This is a genomic window from Bacillus sp. L_1B0_5, from assembly GCF_000836715.1.
Taxonomy (GTDB): Bacteria; Bacillota; Bacilli; order Bacillales; family Bacillaceae_G; genus Bacillus_A; species Bacillus_A thuringiensis_S.
In genome coordinates this window covers 17,028-35,223 of record NZ_JXIS01000033.1, presented here as the reverse complement: position 1 = coordinate 35,223, position 18,196 = coordinate 17,028, and the positions used below count along the sequence as shown (strand labels likewise).

Here is an 18,196-nt window from a genome sequence, read left to right as displayed (position 1 = left end):
GACCTCGTGTTAATAAACTACCTACTTTGCCCGGTTTTACATCGTTGTCATTTTCATCAACAACTCGTACTTCATCTAGTGCAGACATTGGTCTACCTTGTGTATGAATAATAATTTCTTCCGGATCATCTAATCTTGTATAGTTCACTAATCCTTCCGCCATACCGAATACTTGCTGTAACGTACATCCAAATGTAGGACGTATACGTTTTGCAACTTCAGCACTAAACTTAGCACCACCTACTTGAAGAACTTCTAGGCTTGATAAATTGTTATTACGAGAAGATACAGCATCAAGCCATATCATTGCTAATGGCGGAACAAGAGCAGTAATCGTCACTTTTTCTTTTTCGATAAGAGCAAATGCCTCATCTGGACTACCTCCAGTTGCCAACACGACTTTTCCACCCGCATAGAAGGTTCCAAATGTCCCTGGAGAACTCATCGGAAAATTATGTGCTACTGGAAGAACTGCCATATAGACGCTCTCTGTATTTAAATTACAAATTTCAGCACTAACACGTAAGCTATAAATATAGTCATCATGTGTTCTAGGAATTAATTTAGAAAGTCCTGTTGTCCCTCCTGATAATTGGAGAAACGCAACATCATTTGGAGAAACTTCTGGTAATGGAACCGGATCCATATAAAGATCACTTATGTTCAAAAATTCTTCTCCTTCTCCTACTACAATTACATGTTGTAAAGTGGGAACTTTCTCTTTTACTTCTCTTGCTAGTTTTCGATAATCAAAGCCAAGAACCTTATCTGAAATAACGTAAGCACTCGCCTTACCAAAATCACAAAAATAACTAATTTCACTACTACGATGTGAAGGTAATGCAAAAACAGGAAGCGCTCCAATTCGAAATAGTGCAAAACATATTTCGAAAAACTCTATAATATTAGGTAACTGGATTACAACTCGGTCTTCTTTCTTTATTCCTAAACTCAGTAAACCTGAAGCTAAACGATCTACTTTTTTATCGAATTCACTATACGTTATATGCGTATTACCACTTACAACCGCAATCTGATCTCCATATTTTTCAGCACGTTCTCTTAACACTCCGCCAAATGTTTCACCAAGCCAACACCCTTCTTCTCGATAGCGATCGGCAAATTCTTTTGGCCATTCCGTATAACCTGTTAACATTCTTTCTTCCCCCTATTTTTCATTCAACGAATTATCTCTTAATCCTAAAGCCTTCAGCATTGTTTGGAACTTAGCTGATGTTTCTGCTAGCTCATCTTCTGGTTTTGACTCAGCAACAACTCCAGCTCCTGCATATAAACGAAGTGTATTCTCTTGCACTTCCGCACAACGAATTGTAACAATCCATTCGCCATCTCCATTTAAATCGCTCCACCCTAACATTCCTGTAAAGAATTCACGGTCAAATGGCTCAATTTTTTGAATAGCCTCTCTTGCTTCTTCCATTGGAGTTCCACAAACTGCTGGTGTAGGATGAAGAGCAATTGCTAATTGTAAAGAAGAAGTATTTGGATCCTTAAGTTCACCTTTCACTTCTGTAGACAAATGCCACATCGCTTCACTATGAATAACTGATGGCTTTTCTGGAACATGTAATGTATGACAATACGGACGAAGTGCAGCGGCAACCGCTTCAACTACTACCGCATGTTCATGTAAATCTTTTGGTGAAGAGAGTAATTCCTCTGCTCTTCTTTTATCTTCAGCTGGATCGTCACTTCTTGGTCTTGAACCAGCTAATGGATTAGAAACGACTTGCATACCACTACGTGAAACAAGCAATTCCGGGCTTGCTCCAATTAATGTCTTATTGTTCTCGTTTTCACCTTTCGGTAAATTCACAGCAAATGTATAACCGTGCTTATTATGCTCTGCTAATTCGCGAAGTAGTTTTTGTTTATCAATCTTCTCTGAAGATTTAACATCTAACGATCTAGATAGAACGATTTTTTTTAAATCTCTGTCCTGAATTTTTTCAATCCCTTGCTTCACACCATTCATATAAGCCTCAGGAGTTGGAACCGGTGTCATTTCAAATGTAATTTTCTCATTTCGTTTTATCTCATTTGTTGTCTCCAACTGTAAACGCTCAGTAATTCTGCTATATTCTGGTACGATGAGTTGGACTTCTTTTCTACGATCAAACGGCAAAGCACCAACAACAATAGGATTCGGATTCCCGGCTTGCTTTGCATTTTTTAATGCAGCTTGAACAATCTCATGAAAATTTTCAGTTTCATTATGTTTTACTGTAGCAAATACCCCTTGGGTAAGAATTGTACAATTAGGAGACGCAAAAAAAAATGAAGAACCAACCTTATAATCATTTAATAATTGTAGAGCTGAATTTTTATATTCAGTCATATAACTCATCTACTAATAACCTCCCAAATTTAATATTAAACTCCTAAAGTTGCTCCTCCATCAACACACATATTATGCATTGTAATATGTGCAGAACGGTTAGAAACCAAAAATAAAACTGCTTCCGCAATATCAGAAGGCGTAGCCAATTTTTTTAGAGGAATTCCTAATTTATAATTTTCTAGAGAACCTTTAATTACTTTTTCCATATCACTTTCATCAGTCCACATTTTTTGTTGCATTTCAGTTTCTGTGGAACCTGGTGATACAATATTACAGCGAATATTGTATTCGGCTAATTCTAAAGCCATAGTTTTTGTAAACGAAGTAACTGCCGCTTTAGACGCTGCATATGCAGACATCCCTACACGTGGTATACTAGCTGCATTTGAACCTATAGTAACAATGACCCCATCCTTACGGGGTTTCATATATTGAATTACAGCGCGCGAAACATAAAATACACCCGTAGTGTTCACTTCAAATGTTGAATGCCAATCCTCATCACTCAAAGATTCCACAGAGCCAATACGTAAAATTCCTGCTACATTTACTAAAATACCAATTGGCCCCATAGTAGATTCAATTTCTTCTACTATTTTATCTATCCTTTTGCGATCACTAACATCTGCTTGAAAGACAACAACATGTTGATTATTTTTTTGTGAATTTTTTGCCATTCTATCTAATACTTCTTCATTTTTATCTACGGCTACTACAGATACACCTAATTCAGCCAGAGCTTTAACTACAGCAGCTCCAATACCTTGTGCAGCACCAGTTACTAAAGCAATTTTCCCTTTCAAATCCATATATGTATTCATTCCCTTTTCCTTTATTTTAGGTTCATAACAAAATTTCAAAAAATAATCATATTTACAAAAGTACTCTTTACATTCTTTATATCTATATCACACCTCAAATTGCTTAATGATTATAAATTTTCCAAACATATTATACAAAAAATTTAAATATTTTGCTATAATATTACATTATTATTAATAATAAATTCCATATTTAGAAACAAAAAGAATAATAAGCGTTTTTTTCAAAAAAGAAACTTATTATTCCTTTTAAAATTACCAGTACACTAAACACTCTATCAGTCTGAGTAAACTACCTTATGTAAAACACCGTCATGAATAAATAGATATACTATCAGTTTCAGATATGTCATCAATAATTTCATGTATGTTTTTAAGGATAACTTTATGCGGAAATTGATTAGAATTGGCACATACTGATAATTTATAATTAGAATCTATATGATATTGTTTAAAAAAGTAAGAACTATTAGTATCACCTTGATTAATACTAATACCTTCCTCTTCATTTTTTTTTATTGTAAAAGAGTTGAAAGGAGTTGAAAGACCTGTACCAATTGCCTTTATATAACTTTCTTTCAAAGTCCATAAATCATAAAAATAATCATTTTTTTCGGTTAATACCTTTAAATTCAAATCCTCAATTTCTTTCATTGAAAACAATTGTGAAATTGTTTCTAACTTGATTGGACGCATTTGTTCAATATCTATACCTACTGAAGTATTACCTACAATACAAACAATCCAATCCCCTGAGTGAGAAATATTAAAACAAAAAAATTTATCTCCTATCCAATTTGGCTTACCATACTTATTGTAACTATACTTTATATCTTGATTAGATATTTTATATCGTTTACAAATAATAGATCTAATCATTACATCACCTAACAAAGTTCTATAGGCATCTTCTTTTTTTTTATAACGTTCTATTTTTCTTTTCTTTTCTATTGAAACCAAATTTAACAGGTTATTGTATGTGGTGTCATCCATAGATTTCAGCTTCTTGATTGCATAAATACTGAACATTAAATTGTCCTTTCTTTTCCTAAAATATGCATCCTTATGTTATCCCTGAACATTTCGAAATACTAATAGGTTTATTTGTTCAAAAGAGACCTATTTTGAACAAATAAATATACTTCCATCTTTCTTTAAAGTCGCACGAAACGACTATTTGATGAATTTGAATAATTTTTTTAGTTAATTCTTTATTTTTAAGACGATGTTTTGTGTTGAGTTTGGTAGTAATTGCTTCTCTCTATTCCAAGAGTTTAGTATCCCATATGGACAGTGGGCATTTTCTTTTAATAATCGATAAATTGAGGTAATTTTCCATCTTTTATTTTTCATCAAATATAACTATAATATTTCAAAATTTCCCCTTCTCCTCTTTCAGACGAAGCTTTTCTTTTTGTCTTCGTTTTAAATCTTTTAGCCTCATTTCTTCCTCATAAATCTTTACTTCTGATACAACACAATCGATACTTAGTTCTTTCACAAATCTTTCTAAATAATATAATTCAACACTTTTTTAATTCTTATTAAACTTCTAAAATAAACATTATTTTGATTTAAAAGAAATTTAAATTATCATATAATTTAGTTCATTATTTATGTATAGTATGATTATGTCCTAACTAAATAAAATTTTTTATTTTTTTACTATAGGATTAAATTTTACTATTATAACCTTTAGACTTTTCTACTACATTTAGTACATATTTTATTAGAAACTAATGCAGAACATCATTTTTATGTTTTTAAAATCTTAAGATTCCGCTTAAATTGATCATTGGTAGAATAATATATATGTTAAATACCAACCCAATACAAACAAAGACGAATTTCTCCTCTAGGATTCGCCTTTATTATGTTAAAATTACATATTAATTAACCGTATTTTAGTTTGAATCCGAAATATTAAAATTACTGAGTATACGTCATTCCATCTGGAGTTCCTCATTTAAAACATTTATTGTTACATTTTCGTACGGTTTCCCTATTGGTTAATTATAACAATTTTAGTTATCCATTTTTTCATAATAGCTAGAATTTATACAAACATCTGTAACCCCATAACTATTTTTACAAACGTCTATAAATTGAATATTAGCAGATATTTTCAGGGAGGAAATTTTAATACTGTCACCTCAAAAAATAATATATGTTAAAATTCTATCCGTTTTTAGATATACAAAAGATATCACATAAAAAACAATTTACTACTCTCATCATTCTATTCCTTTATTGAAGGTATTATTGATGCAGACATTTTTTTAGATATAATATTTAAAGCATCACTATAATTTCTATTTACATAAAAATGATCCCCATCGATTTCAAAGAAATCACAATCCCCATCAGTCAAATCTCTCCAAGATAGTATATTGTTCCTATCTATTATATGATCTTTATTTCCAAAAATAATTGATAAATCTTCTTTGATTCTACTTAACTCTGTATTGTATTGGTATTCATTATTCATTTTAAAATCAGCTCTTAATATCGGTAAAAAAAAATTCATTAATTCTTTATTTTCGAGAACTGCAGACGGAGTTCCATTCATATGTTTTATTTTTTCAATAAATTGAACATCCGGTAGTAAATGAAAAGAGGAATGTGACTTTCTTTTATGAGGAGCACCCATTCCTGAAATAAAAACATGCTCAGGAGTAAAAGAATCAAAATTTCTAATTAATTCAAATGCTACCAATCCCCCAAAACTATGACCAAAAATTGAATATTTTTCACATTCATTAATATGAATTAAGATTTGTTTATATACATCATCAACCATTTCATTTAAATTCGTAAATAATTTTTCACCGATGCGGCTTCCTCTACCGGAGTACTCAATTGGGATAAATTCAATTGAATCACAAACACGGCCCCATTTTTTAAAAATTTGTGCAGATCCCCCTGCATGTGCCAAACAAATCAGTTTACTTTTATTCATACATTACCTCCTAAAAGTCAACAAAAAGAACTTCACTTCCGAATTTTTGAATTTACAACAAAAACTATTTTTCTTGAGCATACATTAACCTGAATAAGAATTTGATAATAAACATAAACTCCATTTTAATACTACGAGTTTAGAATGTATTTTTCTCGACTATCTCGAGAGATTTGGCAATCATTCTAATATAACCAAACAAGTGAATATACATATTCTTCTCATTACATTCTTTGGAATTTCAATTTTTGTTTAATTAAAATTAAAAATCTATTTTTTTACATATACAGAAAATTATAATATAAAAGGAATAAAATCTCAATATTTTTAAATAAATATATTTATCAGCTACTATCTAATTGATGCCTTCTTTTTAATTCTTTATTTTCTATATCAATTACAACTCTTTATAAAGTTTACAGCATGTTTATACTTCCATTTAATGAATTAGTTGTGAGGAAATGTTACTAATGAAAATTCAAACAACATTATTTTTAACGTATAAAAATAAGAAAAGAATCTCTTACAGCCCCTACCACAGAGCACAATAAGAGATTCTTACAGAATCAAATACACACTTGTAAAAGTCAATGCATCGAACATGATTTCCTACTAGTCAAATCAATACTCAGTTCCAGCTAAATATCAAAGAAAAACCCACTTGGCCACTTCTATCGGCATCACAACAGCTAAAAAATGCACAAGTACATATTTCATTAAATTTCATGATTTACTTCAAAATCTTAAACATGCAAACACAGTCATTAGTGTTGTTGGAAAATCTTATCGACTTAAGGATCATTTTAATAAAGAGAATGAGTAATTATGTACAGCCTTAGACAAGCAAAAGTGTGCATGTTTAGGCTGACATTTACATAGGTTTAGAATTCAATTTACGTTAATCAATATAAATTAACGTAAATTGAACCCATTAGTAGGTTACTTTGTAAGCTAAGCTTAAATATGTTATTTAGTATTTGTAGTTTATTAAATTTTTTATAGAAATTATTTATAAAACGTTTTAGGTACATCTTCTTTTAAAATAAAATCTTCAACTAATTTAGATGCTTCTCTTTCAATATTTAAGTTTGAAGATAATATATCCCTTATGTTAGTAAGATATGCTCGTTCTTGTTTAGATGCTCTTAACTTAAGGACTAAATTAGCTGCTATTCTAAATTTCTGATAACTAGCTAAGTATAAGTCTTCAATCAATTCAAGATTGTTATAATTATCTTTATATTTCGAAATAATTTTTGAATAATGGTATCTTGAATTACTCAAATCAAATAAACTTTTATATATGTCCTTTAATGGCCCTTTTTGATGGAAATGTTCTTCTAAGTAATTATCAAACCTATCAAAAGTTTTTAGACCTACCAACCGTTTGTGATTTGGTATATCAAAAAAATCCACCGTTCCTTCTCCTAATATATGGGAGTTATTTTTAGACATAACTTTAAATAAATAATCTCTATCTAGTTTAAAGGAATATCCATCCGTATTGAAACTATAGAAAATGTATTCATTATTGCCTTCAAAATCCATTCTAGTTTTCATAGCTTTTGCAATAATGGTTATATCAACAAAACCAGAATATTTATAAAAATGGTCACACACAAAAAATTGGTCATGTTCCATGTGTGTAATTTCAATGTAATGTGGTCCCCTATGTTTGCCATAATACATATTAAATGGTAAAGCGAAAATATCAACACGTACTAGTGCTGAACTACCACTGTTTAGAATAGAAATTATTTTTTCTAAGCAAAGTTTAAAATTTGGTGATTTATATTCATTTCTTCTTATATTAGCCGTGTTATAAAGATGATCATAATCATTTATATAGTAAGGAGTAAAGATTAGATTATTCTCGTTCTCGTTCTCGTTCTCATAGATTGCTAACCCTGCCTGGTTCCAAATAAATTCTGATATTGGTATAACTCTTGATAAAACAGCATTTATTGTAAGGTTTTTACAATCGAAGTTCTCTTTAAAAATTACTTTTGATTTACTCAAATTGTTATACCTCCTTCATTGTAATAGAAAAAATATGTATAAACGGATTATAACCAAACTTAAGGTGATCTAATTTCAGATTAGAATCAAGTGACATATGATATAACCAAATTTTAGGTTTTATAAACTTGTTAATACCTAGATGTGAATGCATGTAATCAAAAGTTTTGAAACAAATATCACCATTATCAGATATTTCGCTATTTAAGTCTGATAAATGAAATTTTTTAGAGTAAATATTATTGTCATTCATTAAATCCACATTATGGGAATAACTACCTCCGTAACAAGTGCCAATAAAAAAAATATCTGAGTATAAGTTTGGCCTGATTTTTATAAGTTGATTATCCACTTCAAAGTTATCAAAATCATTGTTAATATTAAATATAAAAGGTATATCTTGACTCTCATAAATAAAGTTCATGTCCTCACGAAAAAAATCTTTTGGTAAAGAGAGTCCTGCTAAAGAGTCTAGTTCTCCATTACTTTTATCTTCATAACTAGTTATACCTTTATTGTTGTTGTATTCCTCAAGGTTTACGCAATAAAACACTATTAAATACCTCCTTATTTTTTATTAAAAATGAAATTTGATTGATTTAGTTTTTACTAGTAAACAACGTTTACCTTCTTCATATAGGGTTTTTATAGAATTTGAATGTTATTCTGAACCGTATAAAACACTGTTATGGAGATTTACCTACTTTAAAAATAATTTATCCCATAACAGTGACTTGTTAAATTAACTATGTATAAATCAAGTTTTACTATTGAAGTACTTCACCTTTCTTGCTTACTATAAGCTCCCACCAATTATGAATAGTCGGTTCCATAGCAAGTTCTACAAAAGATAAATTGATTCCTTTTTTCTTTAGATTTCCCATAAAAGTCATAACTCTTATGGAGTCCATCCCTAATAAAATTAAGTTCTCATCATCATTGATTGACTGAAACTCATTATAGCTAAGTAATTCAGCGACATGTTTACGGATGTAATCTTTAGTTAAATCATCATTCTCATTAGATAGTGCTTGTTTTATTTGCTCGGTAGTAATTGTTTTAGCGCACCTATTTGATGCATAACTTAGTGATTGTTTATGATCTTCTAAAGAAAAGTCAGCCACAGCATCTCCAACGAAAAATGGTTGTATACCTTCCATAAATGCATCTGCTGCAGTTAAAAGGCAGCCTATATGAGCGTACACTCCACAAATTATTATCTGGTCACGTCCTTGCTCTTTAAAAATGTCTAATAGGTCATTTTTTTTAAAAGCACTGTACCTCCATTTAGTTAATAAGATATCATCTTTTTCAGGAGTCAAACTGCTAATAATCCTTTGCTTATTATCTTCTTGGGGAATTCCCATTCCCCAAAAGTCTTCTAACAAAGCTCTTTGGTGAGAAGTTTGACCTTCAGGTTGAGCAGAATAAATAATTGGGATTCCAAGCTCTTTACACGTGCTTTTTAGTATATTTATATTCTTCACAAGAGTTTTTATTAAAATTGAGTCTTCTTCATAAGCGTCAATAAAATACTCTTGCATATCATGAATCAGTAAAATCGCACGTTTTTTATCAACATTCCATTTTACTTTATTAGTTGGTAAATCATTTTTTGTTGGCATTAGGTAGTCTTTAATAGTTGGTAAAGTCATTATATATTCCCCTCACAATGTAAGTAATTTAATAATTAATTTTAATCTTCCTATATTTATCTTTACGTAATTCTTTTTTGCTATCTTTCCCTACTCCAGTCTCAGGGAGTTCAGTAATAAATTCTACTTGATCTGAAAATTTATATTCAGCTACACCTCTTAAAGTTAAAAACTCTTTTAAAAGTAGGACGATTTACTTTTGCTATTGTATAGGCACAAATTCGCTCACCTAAATACAAATCTGGGATAGATACTATCCTACATTGGTAATACCTTTGTGTGCTAAGAGATGATTCTCAACTTCTTCTGCTGAGATTTTGTCTCCTCCCCGAGTAATCTAATCCTTTACTCTGCCTTCAACAATTATGTATCCATCTTCGGTCATCTTTATAAAGTCACCAGTACGATAATACCCTTCAGTTATAAAAGCTTTAAAATTGTGCTCTTCAGCCTTATACTAACCTCTTATTGTATATGTAATAGACTGTGATTAAATATTCATTCATCTGCATTAACAACTGATTTTTCTTTTATTTTTAAAATTGTATCTCCTGAGTTAGAGATAATATGTTCAATTATATTTAACATATTATCTATTAGTCCTTTAATCGTACTATATTTATATAAAGTAGTTGAGTACGTTAATATACATTTAAGTTCGCTGTCATTATCAATAATTTCTAATATTAATTTAAAATCTGATACAGGCTGTTCGATCATTTTAAAAGACTTTATTTCTAAATCTCCTTTGAATTCATTTAATTTAATAACTTTTTGAAAAAGAAACATCGATTCTAAAATCTGATTATTAAGATTAATATTTTTTTGATAATTATTAAGTACCTCATCAAAGGGATATTCTTGATTTTCAATAGCTTTTAAAGCGTTTTCTTTTACTTCTTCTAAGAAATCATAAAATAATTTATTATCGAGTGGCTGGTTCCTAACCGCAACAGTATTTACAAATAAGCCCATGGTAGATTCTAAATCTGAATGCGTGCGTCCCCCGCTCATACTTCCAATAATAATGTCATTATTCTTACTATAAGTAGATAGCATAATAGTATAAATAGTTAACATAACTGCATATAGAGTTGTATTTTTCTCTTTAGCAATTAAATACAATTTCTCTTTTTGTGATTTATTAATAACAAACTCAATATTATTACCCTTAAAATCTAATTCTTGTTGCGTTTCGTAATCAGTAGGCAGCTTAACCATTGAGAATGTATCCTTGAATAAATTTCTCCAATAATTTTCTTGCTCTTCTATACTTTTAATACGAGACAGTTGCCAGTTTGCATAGTCTTTATATTGAACACGTAAGGGTGACAGGCTCTCTCCGTTATAATATTTTATCAAATCATTCATAAATATATTTAATGAAATTCCATCTGATATAATATGGTGCATATCTAGTAAAAATAAATAGCTATCTTCCCCCACTCTTAATAAGTCGCATTTAAAAAGTGGTAAATTATTAAGGTTAAAAGGTTGAACAAATTTATTAATATAATTAGCTATTTCTTTAGGATCATCCATTTCAATGACATTAAGCTTAAAAGAGTAAAATGACGCTATCTTTTGTCTTATTTCAGAGTTTACTTCTAAAAAATATGTTCTTAAAGTCTCATGTCTTTCTATTAAATGTGAAATTGCATTTTCTAAACGTTTTACATTTAAAGTTCCTTTCAACTCTGTAACAGAAGGCATATTGTATACAATATTTGATGGTGAGATTTTGTTCATTTCAAACATCCTCTTTTGTAGAGGAGAGATTACATAACTGTTCTTGGTACTTATTTGAGGTATAACTATAGGTTTTTCTTTTCTTTTTCCTTCTATTTGTTTTGCTAGCTGTTTAAATAAAGGGTTATCAAAGACATCTTTTATTGATAATTTAACTTGAAATGTATCATGAATCTTTGTCACTAAGTTTGCAGCTTTAAGTGAATGTCCCCCAAAATCAAAGAAATTATCTAACAGTGAAGGTTTGTTAGTCCCTAGTACGGCACTCCATACGATTGCTAATTCATTTTCTAATTGAGTTAAAGACCTTTCTTCGGAATCCTTTTTACTTTTATGAATATACTTAGGCAAAGATTTGTAATCAATTTTCCCGTTAATAGTTAAAGGTATATCCTTTAATTCAACAAAATAACTAGGTATCATGTAAGACGGTAGAACTTCACTTAATTTTTCTTTTATTTTTTCAGTTGTTACAGAGTTATTAGTTACATAATAAGTAATTAATTCTAGACTTTCCTTTTCAGCTTTAGTAGGAATTATTACTGCTTGTTGTATTAACCCGGTTTTATAAAGAGCGTTTTCTATCTCTTCTACCTCAATTCTAAACCCTCGTACCTTTACTTGGTTATCTACTCTACCCATATATTCTACATTACCATCTACTAGCCACCTTGCTAAATCACCCGTATAGTAGATCCGTTCACCTGGAACAATAGGATTCTCAATGAATTTTTCTTTAGTTAAATCAGCTCTATTTAAGTAACCCCTTGCAAGTCCTTTCCCAGCAATATACAAATTTCCTGTGACACCAATAGGTTGCAATTTAAATGAATCACTAAAAATATAAAACTTTGTATTAAGATTTGGTTTCCCGATTGGAATTGACGACGTTTCATTTCCTTGAGTCAGGTAACTTGATACTTCAACGGTGGTCTCTGTAGGGCCATAAGTATTATATAACCTAGTATTATTTTTTAATGTAAGTGTATCGTAAAAGCATCTTGTCAAATTAGCAGACAAAACTTCACCGCCTACAGAAACATACTTAACAGTCACTAATTTGTCGCACATTTTAAATTCATTTACATAATTTAAAAAAACTTGAAGCATAGACGGTGAAAACTCAAGATGTGTAATTTTATATTTATTAATAGCTTCTATAATAAGTAAAGGGTCCATTTCAGCATCATTTTCTAATAAGCTAAGGCGTGCCCCTTTCCACATCCACCAAAATAATTCCCAAACAGACGCATCAAAAGATATAGTGGTTTTTAACAAAAGTGAGTCTGTATCCTTAAGTGGACTTCTTTCTTCAAGGGTTTGCAGAAAATTAATAACCGATTTATGTTCAATCATTACACCATTTGGTTTTCCGGTTGTTCCTGAAGTATATATAATATAGGCTATATCTGTAGTTTTTACATCACTATTTAAATTATTTACTTCATTAAGATATATATTATTTAAGGAAACTTTAACTCCTTGAAATGAAATATTACCTTTAATTGAATGGTCGGTTAACAAAAATGATGCACCAGAATCATTTAATATAAGTGAAATTCTGTCAGCGGGATATTTGGGGTCAATTGGTAAATAAATTGCACCAACCTTTAATACCCCAAGTATAGAAGCTATCATTTCAATTGAACGTTCAAAACCTAATCCAACAATATCACCAGAATGCACACCCCTTTTTTGGAGTTCTCTCCCAATTTGATTCGCTTTAATATTCAATTCCTTATATGTAATTTTCGTATCTCCAGATTGAATAGCTATATTATTGGGGGTTTTTTCAACTTGATACTCGAACATACCGTGTATCGTTTGAAATTTTAATATATGACTTTCTGATGTATTGAATTTATTTAAAATATCTAGACGTTCCTTTTCTAACAAAATATCTATAGAACCAACATCAGAATCAATCTCAGTATCCAGTAAAGTATCAATTAAATTTATTAGCCTATCACTATGTAAAGAAATGTCGCTTTCGGAATATAGTCTTTGGTTTGCATCCATTTCAACTTTTATAGTAGACGTTTCTACATCAATGTAAATATTAATTGAAATGTCTTCTACTGGACCTGCTGAAAGATTATGAACTAAACCTTTTACACCTCCGAAATTTAAACTGTAATCAAAAGTTTTAAAGTTTACTACAGGTCCAAATAATTTATGATTAGTACCAACGTAACCGAGCTCTCGTCTAATTAATTCACTTCGATATTTTTCATGTTTTTTAATTTCTAATATTTCCTTTGAAACCTGCATAATTAAATTATTAATGCTATTGTTACTTTCAACATTAACATTTAGAGGTAGAACATTCATCACATTTGATGGAATTATAAGTGATACTGAACCGAGCCTACACATCATTGGTAGTCCAAGTATTATTTTATTTTGTCCAGTAGTTGAACTTAAATATATTGCAATCGCAGATAATAAAATTTCAGACCAATTAATTTTTAGAGAGTGAGCTAAATCTTCAAGTTTTTTAATTGTACAAGCTGATAAATATCTAGTTTCTCGAATGAATTGACCTTTAGGTATAAAAGTATCTCGATTCATTTGTTGATGATTATTAAAACTAACTATCTCCGGATGATACTTCATTTTACTTATCCAGTATTTACTGTCCTGTAAATACTTATCTGAATTATAATAGTTATTTTCTTCTTCAATTATAGAACTTATTGAGCCAAAACTAACATTATTTATACAAACGTTAGTCAATTTAGAAGTATAAATATCAGAAACCTTTTTTAAAATTAGAGAAACACCATAACCGTCTATAATTGCATGATGAATTTTCTGATACCAATAATATTTATTATCATCAATACGGAAAATCATCTCTCGATATAACTGATCATTCGAAAGATTTATTTCTAGTTCCATTTCTTCTTTCATCCAATTAATCGCTAAATTGTGTGCATCATTATTACCCGATAAATCGTGATAATCTATTATTATTTCTTTCTTTTCATTAATAGTTTGATATAAATCATCATCTTTTTCATAAATATTTGCATTTAGTGCTTCACACTCAAGAATAGTTTGCTTAATTGAATCTTTCAAAAGATTCACATTAACTTTCCCATTAATTTCTACGTATTCTGCCGTATTAAAGACATTATTGTTTTCCTGAAGTTTTTGTGCATACCAAATTCCACGCTGGGCAGAAGTTAAAGGTATTTTTTCCATAAAATATGACCCCTTTTAGTACATTTTTATTGAAGTAGTGAGATTTTTAATTAAACTAAATTGTATGTAGTGGATGAGTAAAATAATTTTACTGAAGAGCCAATTAATTCAGTTGTTTTTTCATGTCTTATTTGATCAAGAGCATTAGGGATTAAATATTCAGTTTTGTAGTCTAGTGCAGATGTGGCTTCGTCTAAAATTAAAATTTCTGGATCTCGAATTAATATTCTTACTATAGCTAACCTTTGCCGTTGACCGCCTGATATATTAATTCCTCTATCACCTATTATTGAATTATATTTATTAGGCACACTCATTTTATAATTATCTATCTGTACAGCTTTACAAATTCCCCCTATTTTTTCTAAACCTATATTTTTATTGGCTAATATAAGGTTACTCAGAACAGTATCTGGTAATAAATAAGGTTCTTGCAATACCGATACCTACTTTATCTGCCCAATCGTGTCTACTAATATTAAATAAATCGTTGTCAATTACATAACGTAATCGTTCTACGCTTGCAATATTAGAGGAAACCTCCGTAGAAAAATTATATATTCCTTGATAAGACTCTACTAATTGTGAACCAAATTAAAACACTATTACAAACATACCAAGTGTAATTTCGTCTTGCATTACTAGATAACCGCCATACCCTAAGATGAACCATTTCACTTCTCAGTTAAATGGTTCACTAAATATAATCTTTTTATTATTTGGTTTTTCGTCTTTAATTGTTTCACTAAAATATCTATTGAAAAATGTTTTATATAATTGTTCTTCCCACTTTAGACGATTGTAGGCTATTACTTCACGTGTAGAAGATACGCCCTCCTCTAATTGAACTAATAATTCCAATTTAGGTGTTTGAACATTTTTGGCTGTTTTTTTATGCGCTTGGAAAAATATCTACCTAACTTCTTAATTTTAGTATATATAACAAATTTTCTAATTTTTATATGATATATTATATATGGATACTAAAAAATGTCAATACAATTAAATTTTCACTTTATTAATAAATAATACCAAGAAGACTGAACCTGTATTGGTAAGTTTGTAACAATATATGTTGATTTAAGGATTAAAGAATTAAGCGATGGAACTGAATCCAAATATGGGGACACTAGTGAACTAGTGGCGGCTTCTGTTTAAACATATGGAAAAGTTTCCGTACTATATTCAGGATTATTTTAAAGTAAAATATATAGTTTATCTGCATCATTGCTAATTGAGTATGCAATCGATCTTGAACATTTTCTTGAATGGATACTAACTTGTGAAAATAGCGGAATTAATCCCATAAAAGATGTTAGTCTTACTATTTTTCAAAATATAAATTCTACTCGAATTAAAAAAGATTATGTTTGCAATCCCAAAAAGTATACAGTGAATCGTAGGCTAAATGGCAAACAATTAACTCCAAAAACGTTAACCAGAAAAATCGCTGCCACCTTACCTTTCTATCCTTGGCTTTCATATATCGCCTTTATTAAAAGAGATTGTTATGGTTAATATTCTTTATAAGCAACAACGTTTAGAACCTTTTGATGCCGGTCAACAGATTAAATCCTATATTAATAGCTGAAGAATTTAATAAATTTAGAGAATTTATTTTCTAGGGGTACTCGGAAAAAAATTTAACGAATTATTTAAAAACACAACATCCTCTAAATAGAGAACGTGATTTTGCAATCATATCTCTCATTCTTGAAACAGGGATAACAACACCAGATAAATGCATTATTACTTACAAAACAACTGCAATCAGGCAAGCCAATAAAGGTTAGAGCGATACAAAACTTAATTGAAAAATATTCAATAGCTTATGAAAAGCCTCTAACAGCACATAATCTAAGACATAGTTATGGTACTAGATATTTCGCTGAGCATAAGGACTTAAAAAAATCACAACAAATTATGGACCACTCAGATATTATTACAACAAGAATATACACATTTATCTAAAAGATATTTGGGGATTACATGATTTGGTATGAAATCCTTTTACTAATTACAATACGCTCTTTCATTCTCTATCACAACACTTTTATCCAATTTTTTCAAAACAACCGGAGGTTGGTTTGAAGAAGGAACTTCATTGATTGATAGAATCCTATTAATTATACAGTTAAAAATGAGGGTAAACTAAAGCACAAAAATGGTTTGGTTCTTCAGGTGTATTTATTAATGATCTTGCAAGGAAACCCTGAAGAGAAAAAAATGTGGTCTATTCCATCGGGAGGAAAAGAACAGGAAGCATTTGAAGAGTATTGTATTAGAAAAATAAAAGAAGAAACGGGATATACAGTCGAAATTGTTGAAGAACTCTAGGTTAAGAAAAGAATTTATGAACATATAAATATATCAGTTGAAGCTCATTATTCCTTTGTGAAGATTGTAGGTGGGAAAAGAGATTTTCTTATTAACTATATAAAAAAAGTGCTTCAACAAAATTTCTTGTTCAACTAAAGGGGACTTTAGCATAAGAAGATAAGTAAATAAATCGGTTCCTAAACGTTGTAGGGAGCCGATTTTTCTATTTTCTGTAACTAAAAAAGATATCTATGGAAAACATGCTGTGAGCCTACTAGGATATAAAGCCTTTTAAATACTGCATTTCCATTAAACTAATGGAAATGCAGTATTTAAAAAAATGAAAATCCCTTCACTTGAAAAAATTCAGTTAAAGAGGATTTTCATATATTAATTATAATTCGTATTTTTACATATAATGAAACATAAACTGGTATTAGAGTATAGTCAAAGGTTTACTTAAGTAAATTGTTTTTTTATTTAATATGTAATTAAATTTAGTACCTTATTGTTTAGTTGTTCAACAAGGTCAAACTGACTACCGTTATTTTCTAAAACAATCAGCTTTTCAGGAGGAATAGTACTCATAACCTCATTAAATCTTTCGTGAAATCTTTTTATTAAATCTCTTTTTTCCCACTTATGAATATTATTAGGATTTCTCTTAACTATTCTTTCATAAGCTAATTCAGGGTCTGTTTTTACATAAATCCAGATATCTGGTTCTCCAACTTGTGAAGATTTATATTTATCAATGGTTTTACTCATACTAATGTTATTAATTATAGAATGAAATACTATATCACTGACATAGTATCGATCAACAATGACGTCCCTATATTCTAAATGCGGTTTTATAATCTTTTGGTATAATAACTCTTTATCATGAACATAAGCATTTATAATATCATTTTCGTCATATTTTTCCCACCCATACTTGCTATTAACAATGGTGCAAGAAGATTGAGGATCCAGCCAAGAGAATGGAATTGTGGCTAGTGGTCTAGTTCCGCTTAATTCTGATAATTTGTTAAATAGATATTGTCTAATGGTAGTTTTTCCTGATCCATCAGTACCCTCAATTGCAATAAATTTCATCATTCTT

At 29.8% G+C, this 18,196-nt stretch carries 13 protein-coding genes and 1 pseudogene; 2 read left to right on the top strand and 12 right to left on the bottom strand.

Translation table 11 applies throughout. The features are described 5' to 3' along the window. The 5 genes from RT27_RS11325 to RT27_RS11300 form a co-directional block, all read right to left on the bottom strand. A partial coding sequence (locus RT27_RS11325; protein WP_043936161.1) for an AMP-binding protein occupies positions 1 to 1,156 on the bottom strand: 1,156 nt, incomplete at its 3' end. Between the two features lie 12 nt (positions 1,157 to 1,168). Continuing rightward, positions 1,169 to 2,368: an isochorismate synthase DhbC gene (gene dhbC, locus RT27_RS11320; protein ID WP_043936159.1), complete on the bottom strand. Its 1,200-nt coding sequence runs from the start codon at positions 2,366 to 2,368 to the stop codon at positions 1,169 to 1,171. Positions 2,369 to 2,394: 26 nt separating this feature from the next. Next, positions 2,395 to 3,183 (bottom strand): 2,3-dihydro-2,3-dihydroxybenzoate dehydrogenase, encoded by a 789-nt coding sequence (locus RT27_RS11315; RefSeq protein ID WP_043936157.1) that lies wholly within the window; start codon positions 3,181 to 3,183, stop codon positions 2,395 to 2,397. A 312-nt stretch (positions 3,184 to 3,495) separates the two neighbouring features. Further along, positions 3,496 to 4,176: a 4'-phosphopantetheinyl transferase superfamily protein gene (locus RT27_RS11310; protein WP_231577711.1), complete on the bottom strand. Its 681-nt coding sequence runs from the start codon at positions 4,174 to 4,176 to the stop codon at positions 3,496 to 3,498. 1,246 nt (positions 4,177 to 5,422) lie between these two features. After that, a complete protein-coding gene (locus RT27_RS11300) occupies positions 5,423 to 6,142 on the bottom strand; it encodes a thioesterase domain-containing protein (RefSeq protein WP_231577712.1) in 720 nt (239 codons plus the stop codon). Positions 6,143 to 6,803: 661 nt separating this feature from the next. Between RT27_RS11300 and RT27_RS36100 the strand changes: the two genes are divergently transcribed. Then, the gene (locus tag RT27_RS36100; protein ID WP_269429675.1) at positions 6,804 to 6,965 is read left to right on the top strand and encodes a hypothetical protein; all 162 of its coding nucleotides are present in this window, start codon (positions 6,804 to 6,806) and stop codon (positions 6,963 to 6,965) included. Between the two features lie 182 nt (positions 6,966 to 7,147). On the opposite strand, the gene RT27_RS11295 is transcribed toward RT27_RS36100, so the two are convergent. The 6 genes and pseudogenes from RT27_RS11295 to RT27_RS11275 all read right to left on the bottom strand — a co-directional run bounded on the left by RT27_RS11295 (position 7,148) and on the right by RT27_RS11275 (position 15,209). Beyond that, a complete protein-coding gene (locus RT27_RS11295) occupies positions 7,148 to 8,161 on the bottom strand; it encodes a hypothetical protein (RefSeq protein WP_043936153.1) in 1,014 nt (337 codons plus the stop codon). A 4-nt stretch (positions 8,162 to 8,165) separates the two neighbouring features. Beyond that, positions 8,166 to 8,714: a hypothetical protein gene (locus RT27_RS11290; RefSeq protein WP_043936152.1), complete on the bottom strand. Its 549-nt coding sequence runs from the start codon at positions 8,712 to 8,714 to the stop codon at positions 8,166 to 8,168. Between the two features lie 214 nt (positions 8,715 to 8,928). Further along, on the bottom strand, positions 8,929 to 9,816 hold the full coding sequence (locus RT27_RS11285; RefSeq protein ID WP_043936150.1) for an isochorismatase family protein: 888 nt from the start codon (positions 9,814 to 9,816) through the stop codon (positions 8,929 to 8,931). A gap of 28 nt (positions 9,817 to 9,844) precedes the next feature. Beyond that, a pseudogene (entE, locus tag RT27_RS35740) lies at positions 9,845 to 10,291 on the bottom strand (2,3-dihydroxybenzoate-AMP ligase); the annotation flags it as partial. A 23-nt stretch (positions 10,292 to 10,314) separates the two neighbouring features. Further along, positions 10,315 to 14,772: a non-ribosomal peptide synthetase gene (locus RT27_RS11280; protein WP_043936148.1), complete on the bottom strand. Its 4,458-nt coding sequence runs from the start codon at positions 14,770 to 14,772 to the stop codon at positions 10,315 to 10,317. Between the two features lie 50 nt (positions 14,773 to 14,822). Further along, entirely contained in the window at positions 14,823 to 15,209 is a 387-nt protein-coding gene (locus RT27_RS11275; protein ID WP_043936147.1) for an ATP-binding cassette domain-containing protein, read from the bottom strand. Positions 15,210 to 16,965: 1,756 nt separating this feature from the next. Between RT27_RS11275 and RT27_RS34805 the strand changes: the two genes are divergently transcribed. Beyond that, positions 16,966 to 17,109 (top strand): NUDIX domain-containing protein, encoded by a 144-nt coding sequence (locus RT27_RS34805; RefSeq protein WP_156137709.1) that lies wholly within the window; start codon positions 16,966 to 16,968, stop codon positions 17,107 to 17,109. Between the two features lie 462 nt (positions 17,110 to 17,571). Here the strand turns inward: RT27_RS34805 and RT27_RS11265 are convergent, their stop codons facing one another. Further along, a complete protein-coding gene (locus RT27_RS11265; protein ID WP_043936145.1) occupies positions 17,572 to 18,189 on the bottom strand; it encodes a deoxynucleoside kinase in 618 nt (205 codons plus the stop codon). Between the last annotated feature and the right edge of the window lie 7 nt (positions 18,190 to 18,196).